We start from the raw sequence: 14519 nt of genomic DNA on the forward strand, positions 1-14519 counted from the left end.
AAACTTAAATAACGCTATTTTTGCTCCACAGTACCAAGAGCAAAAATAGCGTCTCTATCCTCATAATTAATAGGGGTTAACGCTAACCTTTGCGAATTGAGTAATGGAGAAACCATTAACCTTCCTTTTAATGTATAAAACAGTAGAGATAAATCGAATTTAATCTAGCTCTAATTGGGCTTTTTCTACGCTGTCGTTTGGTAACTCTTTTTGAACCGATACACCTAGCTCTTTAAATTCTGAAGCTTGTTTAATTAAGTTACCTTTACCACGGTAAAGCTGAGAAAAGGCTTTATCGTAGCTTTCTTTGGCGCGGTCTAGTTGCTTGCCAACACCTTCCATACTCGTTAAAAAGCCATTGAGCTTGTTATAAAAGCGCTCTGCACGATTCGCCAGCTCTTTAGAGTATTTAGTTTGCTCTTCAAAGCGCCACAGCTGTTTAACAATATTTAGGCTTGTAAGCAGAGTCGTTGGTGTAGCAACTAAAATGTTTTTTTCGATAGCTTGTTGGTAAATATCGCTTTGATATTTAAGCGCCTCAACAAATGCAGATTCTATAGGCACAAACATAATAACTACTTCAGGCGAATTTATACCTGGGAGACGATCGTACGATTTACTGGCAAGCTCGTTAATACGCGCGGTAACAGCATTTACATGCTCTTTAATTGCTTGGCTAGCCTCTAGCTCGTTTTCGGCATTAACGTAGCGGGTATAAGCATTTAGCGATGTTTTAGCGTCAATCACTAAGTGGCGGCCCTGAGGTAAATACACCACTACGTCGGGGCGCAGTCGACCGTCTTCGGTATTAAACGATACTTCGCGTTTGTAGTCAGTACCCGCGCGAAGGCCTGCGCTGTCGAGTACGTTTTCGAGCATTAGTTCGCCCCAATTACCTTGGGTCTTTTTTTGCCCTTGTAAGGCATTACTAAGCTTATCGGCTTGCTCGGTAATAGCTTGGCTTTTAGCTTGCAAGTGCAGTAGTTCAGTTTTAAGGGCAGCACGTTGTTTTAAGTCTTCAACGTGAATCGATTCCATTTTATCTCTAAAGCCTTTTAGCTCCCCTTGAACTGGCTTTAATAGTTGCTCAATGCTTTCTTGATTTAGCGTTTTAAAGCTTTGCGATTTTTCTTCTAAAATTTTATTAGCTAGGTTTTCAAACTCTTTTTTAAGCACATTTTTGCTTTGCTCGATTTGTGCAAGCTGCTCGGTAAAGTTTTGCTGCTTTTGCTCAAGCGTAGTTCGCATATTATTAAGCTCAATATCGCGCTGGTTATATTGCTCTCGCAAGGCACTAAGTTCGCCTTCGGCTTTACGCCAAAAATGGTTGTATTGAACACTTTGTTTTTCTTGCTCGCTAAAGCGAGTTTTAAAATGCTGCGCTTCATCGCGTTGCTCTTGATGTGATTGCTCGAGCAGCTCGTGCTCATCAAATAAGGCCGTGTATTGCAGCTGTTTATTGTCGTACTGGTTTTGTAATAACGATAACTGTTGCTGTTGCTCGCTAATGTGTTGTTTTAATTTATTACGAGAAGGGAGCGACACTAGGCCATATAGTACGAGCCCTGTTGCAAGCCCTGCGCTGGCACTTAACCAATCTATATGCGTTAATAGCTGAGTAAACATAAAATAAACTTATAAAATTTAGATACATGCCATCATAACGAATAAAGGTAGTGGGGGGTAGGGGGCGTAACATTTACTAAAGGCATAAAAAAAGCCAGCTAAAAGGGCTGGCTCAATCATTACTAAATTTAGTAACCAATCAGGGAAATCAACATGAAGCTTGTGATAACTGCAATTAATCAACAAGCGTAATAGTAGACGCCACTCATTAAATTAAGTTCACATAAAAATATAAATAATTATAAAAACTAAAATGTGGGCATAAAAAAAGCCAGCTAAAAAAGGAGCTGGCTCAATCATTACTAAAATTAGTAATTAAACGGGGTAAATCAACATGAAGCTTGTGTTAACTGCAATTAATCAACAAGCATAATAGTAGACGCCGCACACAAAATTAAGTTCACATAAAAATATAAATAATTATAAAAACTAAAATGTGGGCATAAAAAAAGCCAGCTTAAAAGGAGCTGGCTCAATCATTACTAAATTTAGTAACCAATCAGGGAAATCAACATGAAGCTTGTGATAACTGCAATTATTCAACAAGCATAATAGTAGACGCGCCCTTTTAAATTTAGTTCAAACAATTTATAAAAAATGTATTTTAAGGTGTTAAATACAGGCATAAAAAAAGCCAGCTAAAAGGGCTGGCTCAATCATTACTAAATTTAGTAACCAATCAGGGAAATCAACATGAAGCTTGTGATAACTGCAATTATTCAACAAGCATTATAGTAGACGCGTGTTTTTAAATTTAGTTCAAACAATTTATAAAAAATGCAATTTAAGGTGTTAATTACAGGCATAAAAAAAGCCAGCTAAAAGGGCTGGCTCAATCATTACTAAATTTAGTAACCAAACAGGGAAATCAACATGAAGCTTGTGATAACTGCAATTATTCAACAAGCAATATAATAGACGCCGTTTGGTTAAATTAGTTCACATGCTAAGTAAAAAAATTAGCTTTTTATAAGTGATAACATTTGCTGCTCATCAAACGAAGTAAAGCTCATTGATTTATCGGTAAATAATGCATCAACAAGCGCTTGCTTATCTTGCTGCATTTTAAATACCTTTTGCTCTATTGAATTGCTCATAATTAATTTATAAACAAACACTGGATTTGTTTGGCCAATACGATAAGCACGATCGGTGGCTTGTTTTTCAACAGCCGGGTTCCACCATGGATCAAAGTGAATAACAGTATCGGCTTGAGTTAAGTTAAGCCCAGTACCGCCTGCTTTTAAACTGATTAAAAACACCGAGGTTTTGCCACTGGTAAATTCGTCAATAACTTTGTCGCGATGACGCGTTTGCCCAGTTAACATACTAAAATTAATATTTATATCGTTTAAACGCTCTGCAATTAAATCGAGCGCAGAGGTAAATTGACTAAAAATAATCACTTTACGACCAAGGCTTAGCATTAACGGCAAATGCGTAGTTAGCCATTCTAATTTTGCTGAACCTGCTTGTGTTTCTGGCTCAATTAATTTTGGATGACAACAAATTTGCCTTAGCTTTAGTAGCGCTTCTAAAAATGCGAGCTTACTTTTTTGTGCGCCTTGCTCAGCAAATAAGTCGATTAGCTTTTCTTCTAGGGCGCGCGTAATACCTTGGTACATATCTTTTTGCTTAGGTTCAAACTCAAACTCTTTTAACAGCTCTGTTTTTTGTGGCAGCTCTTGAGCTACCTGCGCTTTTGTGCGGCGTAATATAAACGGCATAATAAGCGTTTTTAGTTGCTCAGCTCGCTCTGAATCGGCTTCGCGCTCAATAGGTGTTTGAAAGTGCTGTTTAAAGTGGGCTTGCGAGCCAAGTAATGAAGGCATTGCAAAGTCGAGTAACGACTTAAGCTCAAACAAATTATTTTCGATAGGCGTACCGCTTAAACATAACTTAAAGTCGGCATTTAAACGCTTAACTAAGCGCGAGACTTGTGCAGTATCGTTTTTAATATATTGCGCTTCATCTAAAATAATATTTTCAAAATAAAGTGGCGAGTAATAAGCAATATCACGCTTTAATAATGGGTAAGTAGTTAAAATACACTGCGCTTGCGCTAAATGTTGTAAAGGCTCATTACGTTGCGAGCCAAAAATAGTGGTTACTTTAAGACTTTTAGCAAATTTGGTTATTTCGTTTTGCCAATTACTTACCAAACTTGTAGGGCACACTATAAGGGTAGGGCCCGCTTGCGGGCGATTAAAACTGCTGGCTAAAAAGGCGATAACTTGTAGCGTTTTGCCAAGCCCCATGTCATCAGCAAGTATGCCGCCTAATTGGTGGCGCTTTAAAAAGCTAAGCCAATCAACGCCTTGTTGCTGGTATTCACGTAGTGTTACCGAGTCATTTAAACCGTGTAAAGGCACCACGGGCATTGCCTGCTCGGTGTTGTTTAACTCATCAAGATAACGCTCCAATGAGTCATCATGAAGGTCTATAGTAACTGCGGTATGCTTTACCAGCTCAGGTAAATAAGAAAGCGGGATATTAAATTCATCGCGTGTTTTTACAAATTCAAAGCGTTGTTTAAATTCAGTCAGTAAATTAATGGCGGCTTTACTAATAACACCAAATTGACGCCCAACAGGGTAGTAATAAAACAGCTCACTTTGACGATTTAACGATTGATACGTGGCATCATCGGTATTAAAAAGTACAGCGGCTTTAGCATCGCTTAATTGCACTTTACAATGCATTTGGTGACCTGCAGCACGGTTTACATCGAGTGTAACGTGCCCTTGGGGGTCGGCTACATTTACTTTAGTTTGATTTACCTGCCAGCCACGCTTTTTAAAGCCAGGAAATACTTCGTAAACAAGCCAATGTAAATGTATAGGTGATTGTTTATTAAATATAAACTCACTTTGTAAACCCCCTTTACAAAACTCAAAACCTAAATTTACTAACTCATTTGTTACTGTGTTTTCAAATGCACTATTTATTAAACTCGCGGGTGCTGTTCCCGCCAAATAATTTTTATTTTTATATTTAAATAATAGCGAAACTTTAAGCCCTTGCTCATCCATAGTGGCTTTTAAAACAGCATTACCAAGTTGCTTAACATTGACTTGTTCGTTATTCGGATGCGGAATAACACCGGCCCCAAAATTGTCGGCAAGTTGTTTATAAATGCGATCAAAATTAGCATCGTGCAGTGCGGGAATAGATTGTAAATGTGCTATTTCGTCGGCGCTAAGCTGTGTTCTGATCCGGCCTACTTTAAAGTGATCGAGGTCTAAATAAGCGGGCGGCGTGGTTTTAATCAATGCCCAATTTTTACTGTGTTCAAGCTCAATAATTAATTGCGATAACTCGTTTTGTTGCTGCCAATTAAAGTTAAGCGATTGCCCAGTTTGCGCTTTAATAGCAACACGAGAGCGTTGTAAAAATAAACGGTCGGTGGCAATTAATTGTTGTAAAGCGCTAAAGCCCCATTGACCTTTTAGCTCTAAATTACCCACTGCATTTTGTGAGCGAATCCAACTAAAGAGTCTAAAGTCACTTTCGAGCAAATCGTTTGGCGTTACAAAGCTATTTAATTGTTGCTCAGTTAAATTGCGCCCTAGCGTGTAATTATTATTTTTGTCGTAATTGGCAATTTTTGGCGTTAAAAATACTTTATTGTTTTCAATGTCTAATACAAATAAAAGAACTTGCGAAGGAGCTTTAGCATCAACACTTTTAAGTGCTGTTAGTTCACTAAACCAATCGTTAATAAAGTAGTCTTCTCCGTATTCACCTGAGTGCTCTATTTTAAGTTTAAATAATACAGCGGCTAAGTGCCTACATTTGGTTTTAGCATTACAGGTACAATGCGTATCAACAGAGTAACCAGTAGGTACTTTACTGATCTCAATGCGTTGGTTAAATGCTGATCCGGTGTCGCCTTGTACCGTTGAATCAATAACAGCAAAATCACTGCTGTGCTCTAACCAACTAATTTGGCCGTTTTTATAATACGCTTTGCCTTTATCGAGCACGTTGGGCCTAAACAGCTTTTTTATAAAGCGCTCAGAAAGAGGGAACAAGGTTGCCTGCTCATTTTTTATTTCTTCAAAAATAGCCAGTAAATCATTTTTTGATAAGTTAGCAGACATGTCACTCTAAGTATTAAATTTTTAAAATAATTCTGCCAGTATATTCTTTAACTGCGCACAGCAAAAGCAATATTAACGTTATATAAACTGGTTGGAGCTGCTAGGTTAGTAAAAAATCGGTTTATACGTACTTTATGACACTTTATCTGCAAAAATGAGAATAGGTAAACAGCAAACACACATGTTACAAACAATTTATTAACAATGCAGGGGCTTTACAGATCAGTTTTTTACTAACAAATTAAGATCCAGCATCAAATAGTCGTAAAAACTAAATTCAGTTGGTAAAAATGTGATCTTTAGAGCAAAAATGAAGGATTTATAGGTTATAAATAGCAAAAAAGATCAGGATTTTACTAAGTAAAAAGCCCATCAGATCAGAATTTAACTAACCTAACAGGCTTTTAAGATCACTATTTTACTAAGTAATAAGGGGCTAATTAAACGCGCTTAACAGCTTAGTAAGTTGTTCTAAGCGTTTGTCAGTCAATACTTTATTATCTATTTTAATAGATACGTCACCACTTTTTAAATTACGTTGTACGTTTATAAAGTTGTTTTCAAATACAGCTTCACGTTTAGCAACCACGCTAGGCTCGGTAGTTAAACGTTTAGTAATTGCCATAGCGCGTTTGTCGTCGCTTGTAATGGCGTTAATCTCATCGTCTGTATGTAATTCGCTAACTAGGGCGTTAAACGCCTGCTCGTCGCGCTCCTTTGCACTAACAAGCTTTTTAGCGACTTCTCTGCCTACGTGATTAGCCGTTGGGTAAAGTGAAATTACATCAGCGGGGATTTGCTCGTACGCTTTAATGGCATCTGCAATTGCGGTGTGCGATACACCTTCAATAGCGGCAATTTCGCGATAAGAGCCTTTTTTACCTTGCTCAATAAGATCGTTTTTAGTTTGTTGATAAGCTTGCCCTAGCTCCCAAAGGCTTGGGGCTATGTACTGATCTGAAGATACAGCTAAAATTTTAGCGTCTTGCTCGGTAAAATCAGGAGAGCTTAAAACTAAATAATCGGCATTACCTAAAATACATGCCTTTCGACGACGTGAACCGGCAAGTACTAAGTTAGTATTTCCCTGATCCCAAAGTAAAGCAGGGTGTTGATTACGTCCATCTTCACTGATTGCAGGTAAAATATCAGAAACCGACTTTTCGTTTAATAGCGCTTGTACACGGCGATTTTTACCGTAAACCGTGGTGCTAGATTCAATATCTGCATGAGCAATAACTTTACACACTAAGGTTATTTCGCGTGTAGGGTCGCTTGGCGCTGGCATTCTTATTACATCACCAGCGCTTGCTTGCTCAAGTAATGCATCGAGGCTGCTATTGCCTACGGCAGTTGCAAATGGATCTAAGCGGGTGTCGTTTTTACGTTTTGTAGCCATTTTTATGTAACATCCTTACTTAGTGTTGTTAAGTGATGATTGGGTTGACTCCCAATTAGAACGAATAAGCATTTCTAATTCGTCCACAACATCTTTAATATTTTCTTGCGCGCGTAATAAAGACTCGCGACTTGCTAAACTATCCGATGCTTTTTGATCAAATATGGTATTAAAAGACGATGAACTAGCCGTAATTGCCGAGCTGTGATTAATTGGGTAGCTCATTACTTGGCGGCCAAACGCACTACGTACATCTTTAACAATATCGCGCTGTGAATGATTACCCTTAACGTAATTGGTCACTAAAAACTGCATAAAGTCCCAACCTTCATGACCAAGTGCCGCTACTGTGTGGTAAATCTCACCTAAACGCTTTAAATATTTATTGTTAGCATCAAAATCTACAGCTTCTGGATGAACCGGAATAAGCATCGCCGTAGAGGCCATTAAAGCATTATAAAACATAAAGTTAAGAGTAGGAGCGGTATCGATTAAAATAATATCGAATTCGTCTTTAACCGGCTCAATAACCTTTTCTAAAAGCTTATGATAATGACGTGTTTGTTCGTAATTAGAGGTGTCTTTTAAAAGTGTTGCAGTCTCGTGTTCAAAGTAAAAATCATCCATACCTGAGGGTAAAACACGAATATTTGGAATATGCGTAGTCACAAAAGCACTAGAAACAAACTCTGGCCAGGTTTCGCCTTCGTCTAAATCAATACAATCACGCATTAAGTCGCCTACTGTAACAGGGTCGTGATCGTTAGAAGGGAAAAAGCTAGAAGACGAACCTTGAGGATCTAAATCAATAATACCAATACGATAACGTTTGATATTAGTCGTCGCCAACGCAGCAGCAATATTAACCATACTGGTTGTTTTACCACAGCCACCTTTAAGTGAATTAATAACAATAACTTGGAGTTTATCGTTAGCAGTGCGGTGATCTGGCTGAATATCCATGATATCGGCCATCGCAAAAATATTAACTAACGTGTACGCATAGTGCCCATTTGCACCACGCTTAATATTTAAATCATCAAAGTCACCATTGTCATGACGACGTTTTAAGGTACGATTATTACACCCTAATAAATCTGCTGCCGCTTTTTGGGTGTAAGTTCTTAATTCTTTTTCTTCTGATTTAAGATGAGCGCGATAGTGTTGTATGCGTCCTTTTAAAGATTTTTCAGCAACTTCGGCTGTTGCTTTTAAAAGCCGGTAAGTACTTAGCGCGTTATTATTGATAGACATACTTTCTTCCTCAAAGTTAGGCAGTTAGTATAATGTCCATTCAAATAGCTGTAAACAACTATTTAAGGCGACATGCATTTTAATAACAAGACATTTAAAAATATTTTTACACCTTTAAGATTGCTTAGTATAAATAAAGAAGTTTAAAGGTGGTTAAATATATAAGGTAATAAAGGTTAAGGGTGTATAATAGCTATATAACTATATGATATTTATAAATAATGTTAAAAAAAGCAGATCACCTTTATACTTGGTTAAGATCAGATCTTTATCTACATGCAGATCAGCTTTTTACTAAGCCTTATTTAAATATCAGAGTTATACACAACTTACTCAGTAAGTTATGTACAAAATGACTGTGTGAGATCAGTTTTTTACTAAGTAAATTATAAAGTTATACACTTAAGCTTACGAAGAACAGGGCGTTTAATTGGTATAGATCTGATCTGTAGTAAGTACAGATCAGATCTATGCTAACTCGAAGTGCTGTTATCCACAGCAGGTATTTATTTTACTAACGTTTGTCGTGTAAAAAGTTTAAAAATAGCGCTTTTAATGGACAAAAAATAAATTGAGTTAGTAAAAATTTAGCTTGAGAAGCTTATCTTAGTAAAATAGTGATCTGAAATTAAGCTGATCAATCCCTACTTAGTATAATAATGATCCGTTACGTTTATTTATGCTCGGATCAGTTTTATACTAACTTAAACATTTAACTTTTGTTGCTTAATGTGTTGTTATTAGCTGTCGCAATAAAAAATGGAAATCAGAACAATGAGCCGAAAGGTCAACATCTCGGTAGATAACTTGCCCGATACACTTAGGGGCCAAATACACGGGGTGGAAAGTGCAATAGATAACGAAAGTTTAGCACTATTTACAGATAACAAAGATGTGCGAATTTCTATCGAAAATGCCGCTCATGGGTTACGTGCTTATTCAAACACGTTTAACCACTATGATTTATGGGGGCGTTTTGTACGTTCTGGGCATAAAAAATTGCCATTGGAAGAAGCACCTAAAAAAACAATTATTACGCGTAAAATATCTGAAAAAGTAGATGGTATTTTATATGACGGCGAAATAAAAATTACACCGGCCGTTGTAAGCACGCGTAAAGATGGCGAAGACGTAGAATATTTAGTGTGGCCATCGGATAGAGAAGAAAAAGTTGAGCGTGCATTAATTCGCCTAGCATCGAAAGGTAAAATCGTAAAAATCAATTTTAAGTCCGGTATTCAATATGCCGTGGTTTTTTCGATGAACGAATTAGCCCAAGAACTTAAAGCGGTTGGCCAATCAATGCCATACCCACAAATTAAAGAATCACTTGAAGCACTTCAAGGTTCTAAACTTTCATTTAAATACTCGGCTACTGATACTAAAAATACAGATATTGATGACTCTTTTTATGAGTCAAATATGAACTTTTTATCATCTCTTCATTTTAGTGGTAAAAAAGGCCAAGGCGGCAACGTTAAATGTGTTGCATGTTTAAATGCATTTGTTCATAACATGATTGATAACCTTGAATACAAAGGGTATTACTTTAACAGTGCGCAAGAGCTAAAACGTGGTTTATCGCGTTGGATGATGCTGCGTTTATACCACCTTTGGCGTTATGCCGCGCCTGGTAAAACGTATCATTTTAGATTGCTATCTATTATGGAAAAATACGGCTCTATTTATTCAACCGACGATATCACAGAAAACAAATTAAAAGCATTACGCCGTGATATGACCACAACAATGAAAGACTTGATTGAAAAAGGGGCTATTTCGGAATACAGCATTACTAATGTAAAAGATGATAAAACCGGTAATATTATTGATTACACCTATGAAATGCATCCTTCTGATCAGTTTTGTGATGAGATACTCACGCTCAATAAGCACAATAAGCGTATTGAGATTCAAGGTGGTAAACGAATTGTTGAAAACGCAGTTTTAATTGATGAAGATAAAATAGAAGAAATAGTCGAAAAATAACAACGGTTAAAATACTAGACTACTTACCAAAAAGGCCACACTGTGTGGCCTTTTTAACATAATTATTTATCTACTTGTTCTAAATAAAGTCTATCCACTAAAAAGTCATACTCTTTTTTTCTCGGGTGAGACTCTGGTTTTTGATAATCTGGCAAAGTACCTAACTTAACATCGGGCTGTGGGTTAATTAAAATAAACGGCAATGCAGCACTTACGTGATACCTATTTTCTGCGGTGTACCTAACATTAACTTGGGGACTTACTCGGGTAGGGCGGCGAATTCTTAACTTTTCTTTTTCACCTAAACTAGCTACTCGCATTTGCTCTTGTGCAACAAGGGACTGCCATTTTTGTTGGTCGATCATTCTTGGATTTCTATAACCAGCGGACTTATCGAGCATTTCAAGTGCCATTTTTTTAGTTAGAGTTTTAGTTGCATGCTTATGCATCCAAGTAAATCTCACTGAAAAAGGGGACTCACTTTGAAAATGAATTTTTCGATAGGCTGCAAGAGTGATTAAATTTGGAACCGCGTTATGAACAGCTTCAAATCGAGCATCGTTATTATCGATAGCCAAAACACACTCCTTAAAAGCTGCCTTAGCTTTATTAACTTGTTGTATTCGACTAGTTAATGCTGCGACATCTGCATTTTTTAGAACCAAAAGCCCAGGATGACGCTTGAGTACTCTACTACTTAAACTCTCTTTTTTATAAATATCAGTAAACGAATTTAAAATCGCCCTATGAGCAATTTCACCGGTTGATTTTTGTACAGGGATTGACTCGGGAATAATATTTTCATCAACACTATTTATATCTGGTAGCTGATAATACTCAGCTTTTGAATATTCACAGACACGTAATTCATCAATCAATAACGATGTTAATTCATTCATTAAATCAAACTGACTTCTTATTTGTACTTTAGAAACCATAACCACCCTGAGAACATATCTTACTTATGTAATTATTAAGTTTAACCTTTTGCCTTGTTTTTTTAAAGCTTATTTATTTTATTAAAGCTCAGATTATATTTAAATAAAATCAAGTATGATGTGTTCTTTAGTCCTGTTTGCTTATGTTTGTTAGATTCGGTGCGTTAATATTTGCATATAACAGAAAGAATTAGTGAACCCAGGCGTGATCAATACACTTATGTGTATAAGCTATATGAGGAAATTTGTTGTAACGCAGGTAATTGTTAGGGCGGTTTATACTTTTATATATTATCGCTCTGTGTAAAATAGTTATTGAGCCTTTAGTTTAAGGCCAGCAATCAATTTCTTGGTTCGCCACTTTAGATAGTGTTGGGCACTCATTGTATAATTGCTTATAAGTGATACTTGTAATACAGCGCTAGGCTCCTGTAAGGGGGAAGGCTGCTCCGTGAAAATGAACTCTATACAACTTAATATTTAAAGTAGTCGTTCATACGGACTGTTTTTAGTAGCCCTAATTAGAGTGCTTGCATCGTCTAACAACCTGATCACAGTTGTACAGAATAAAGTGGACTTATTATTATAGCTTTACACAACCCTGAATCACATATCACACACTCAAAATAAATTCTAGTCACTTGGTTGATTTAATTAAATTACCACTGTAAAGCTAAGATTACATTTAAACAACTTTAAGTATGATGTGTTCCTACTAAAACTGTTAACTTTAAGGCTTTGAATTCAATTTGGTTTGGGATGGTTAAAAAAACGCCTTCATATATTTAACTTATTGTATTTAAATAAAAATAGTAAAATTAAAACACGCTTAAAACTAAGCATGAATAGCCTTAAAATCACAAATAAGCTTATATATATTTAACTCATAACAAATTAGTTGGTAAATAGTGAATATAGTCCTTGAACTTAGGGCCATGCATACGTTAATTTCTTTATATCAGGTAAAGTAGGAATGAGGAAAGAACATGCAATCGTGGAACCCAAATAGCTGGAGAGAACTGCCAATACTGCAGCAGCCACAGTACCCAGATCAAGAAGAACTGAAAACAGTAGAAAGCCAGTTAAAGAGTGCTCCGCCACTTGTTTTTGCAGAAGAAACAAGAAGCCTCTTTAAACAATTAGAAGATGTATGTGAAGGTCGTGCATTTTTACTTCAAGGTGGCGACTGTGCCGAATCATTTAGCGACTTTAATGCCGCTAATATTCGCGATACATTTAAAACCATTTTACAAATGGCTGTTGTTTTAACATACGGCGGTAAATGCCCAGTTGTTAAAATTGCACGTATGGCAGGCCAATACGCTAAACCACGCTCTGCAGATTTAGAAACTATTGACGGTGTATCTTTACCATCTTACCGTGGTGATATTGTAAATAGCTTTGAGTTTACAGAAGAAGCGCGTATTCCCGATCCACAACGTTTAATGAAGGCATACCACAACAGTGCAGCTACATTAAACTTACTTCGTGCATTTGCACAAGGTGGCTTAGCAGATTTACACCAAGTGAATCGCTGGAATATGGGCTTTGTAGCCGCTAATCCGCAAAAAGAGCGATTCCAACAGCTTGCTGACAAAATTCAAGACGCCCTTGAATTTATGGAAGTATGCGGCATTAATTCTACTATTGCGCCAAGCCTTAAAGAAACCGACTTATACACGTCTCACGAAGCGTTATTGCTAGGCTATGAAGAAGCACTAACTCGTCGCGATCACCTTTCAGGTGACTGGTACGACTGTTCTGCGCACTTTGTGTGGATTGGTGAGCGTACGCGTCAATTAGACCATGCACATATTGAGTTTTTCAAAGGTATTAAAAACCCTATTGGTGTTAAAGTTGGCCCAGGAATGGACCCAGATGACCTAATTCGTTTAATTGATGCAGTAAACCCAGATAACATTCCGGGCCGTTTAACGCTAATTACACGTATGGGTGCCGACGTACTGCCAGAAAAACTTCCAGCACTTGTAAGACGCGTTCAGCAAGAAGGCCGTAAAGTTATTTGGAGCTCGGATCCAATGCACGGTAACACTGAAAAAGCGACATCAGGCTATAAAACGCGTAGCTTCGATAATATCATGCGCGAAATTAGCCAGTTTTTTGCTGTACACAAAGCTGAAGGTTCATACGCAGGTGGTATCCACTTAGAAATGACTGGCCAGCACGTTACAGAGTGTACCGGTGGTGCATACGGTTTATCTGACGATGACCTAGCGCAACGTTACAAAACACAATGTGACCCGCGTCTAAATGCAGACCAAGTATTAGAGGTAGGCTTTTTAGTAGCTGACTTATTAAAAGACGCTCGTAAGTAATAAATAAAAAACTAAAGCCGCATTATGCGGCTTTTTTTAGCAAAACAGCAAATTAGTTGGTTAGTACTTACGTCGCTCAAGGTTACTGTCTATTAAGATTTTTGCAGATATTTCCTCTACAGAATGATGGGTAGAATTAAAGTATGCAATTTTATGTCGCTTATAAAGCATTTCAACTTCACGCACTTCAATTCGGCATTGTCTTATTGATGCGTATTTAGAATTTGCCATACGACGATGCCTAATCGCAGCCAAACGCTCAGGGTCAATAGTTAACCCAAATAACTTATGTTTGTAAGGGAGTAAACATTTAGGTAGTCCCTCACTCTCTAAGTCGTCTTCAGTTATTGGGTAATTTGCAGCCTTAATGCCGTACTGTAGGGCTAAGTACAAGCTTGTTGGTGTTTTACCGCTTCTGCTAACACCTACTAAAATAATATCGGCTTCAGAAAAGTTTTTAATATTTCCGCCATCATCATTCATAAGGGCATAGTTAACCGCATCTATTCTAAAGTCATAACTTTTTTCATGAATAGAGTGGGTACGATGCATTTTTGGCACTGGCGCAACATTAAGCTCTTTTTCTATTTTTTCACTGTAAGTAGACAAAAAATCATACGCGATTGCATCGGCCGATTTAATAATTTCACTTAAGTTGTGATTTACGAAGGTAAAGAATACAAATGGCTTCTCACCTTCTTTTGCAGCAGTTGCGTTTATTAACGCTTTAATTTCATTTGCTTTTTCTTCTGTTTCTACAAAAGGAATAGTTTTATGATTAAATTCAACCGGAAATAACGACAAAGTCGCGTGACCAAACACTTCGGAGGTAATAGCAGTGCCGTCTGATATATAAAAAGCAGTTCTCATAGTT

General features: G+C 37.2%; 8 protein-coding genes. 2 read left to right on the top strand and 6 right to left on the bottom strand.

Annotated features, from left to right (window positions below):
• Positions 1-159: 159 nt before the first annotated feature.
• From rmuC to SJY38_RS19155, 4 genes are all read right to left on the bottom strand, one after another.
• The gene (gene rmuC / locus SJY38_RS19140; RefSeq protein WP_055254232.1) at positions 160-1626 is read right to left on the bottom strand and encodes a DNA recombination protein RmuC; all 1467 of its coding nucleotides are present in this window, start codon (positions 1624-1626) and stop codon (positions 160-162) included.
• A gap of 959 nt (positions 1627-2585) precedes the next feature.
• Positions 2586-5729 carry an SNF2-related protein gene (locus tag SJY38_RS19145; protein WP_377110614.1) on the bottom strand — a complete coding sequence of 1048 codons (3144 nt, stop codon included), beginning with the start codon at positions 5727-5729 and terminating at the stop codon, positions 2586-2588.
• Positions 5730-6165: 436 nt separating this feature from the next.
• Positions 6166-7128, bottom strand: coding sequence for a transcriptional regulator (locus tag SJY38_RS19150; protein ID WP_377110615.1), 963 nt, complete (start codon positions 7126-7128; stop codon positions 6166-6168).
• A 15-nt stretch (positions 7129-7143) separates the two neighbouring features.
• Positions 7144-8382, bottom strand: coding sequence for an AAA family ATPase (locus tag SJY38_RS19155; RefSeq protein WP_004586301.1), 1239 nt, complete (start codon positions 8380-8382; stop codon positions 7144-7146).
• A 774-nt stretch (positions 8383-9156) separates the two neighbouring features.
• Here SJY38_RS19155 and SJY38_RS19160 point away from each other — a divergent pair.
• Positions 9157-10371: a hypothetical protein gene (locus SJY38_RS19160; protein WP_004586302.1), complete on the top strand. Its 1215-nt coding sequence runs from the start codon at positions 9157-9159 to the stop codon at positions 10369-10371.
• A gap of 62 nt (positions 10372-10433) precedes the next feature.
• Here SJY38_RS19160 and SJY38_RS19165 read toward each other — a convergent pair whose 3' ends face one another.
• The gene (locus tag SJY38_RS19165; RefSeq protein WP_286936486.1) at positions 10434-11309 is read right to left on the bottom strand and encodes a DNA replication terminus site-binding protein; all 876 of its coding nucleotides are present in this window, start codon (positions 11307-11309) and stop codon (positions 10434-10436) included.
• 986 nt (positions 11310-12295) lie between these two features.
• Here SJY38_RS19165 and SJY38_RS19170 point away from each other — a divergent pair.
• Entirely contained in the window at positions 12296-13645 is a 1350-nt protein-coding gene (locus SJY38_RS19170; protein ID WP_024032363.1) for a class II 3-deoxy-7-phosphoheptulonate synthase, read from the top strand.
• A 60-nt stretch (positions 13646-13705) separates the two neighbouring features.
• Here SJY38_RS19170 and SJY38_RS19175 read toward each other — a convergent pair whose 3' ends face one another.
• Complete coding sequence (locus tag SJY38_RS19175; protein WP_004586305.1) at positions 13706-14515, bottom strand: pyruvate, water dikinase regulatory protein; 810 nt, start codon at positions 14513-14515, stop codon at positions 13706-13708.
• Between the last annotated feature and the right edge of the window lie 4 nt (positions 14516-14519).

The organism is Pseudoalteromonas sp. R86517 (assembly GCF_042466295.1).
GTDB classification, from domain to species: domain Bacteria; phylum Pseudomonadota; class Gammaproteobacteria; order Enterobacterales; family Alteromonadaceae; genus Pseudoalteromonas; species Pseudoalteromonas atlantica.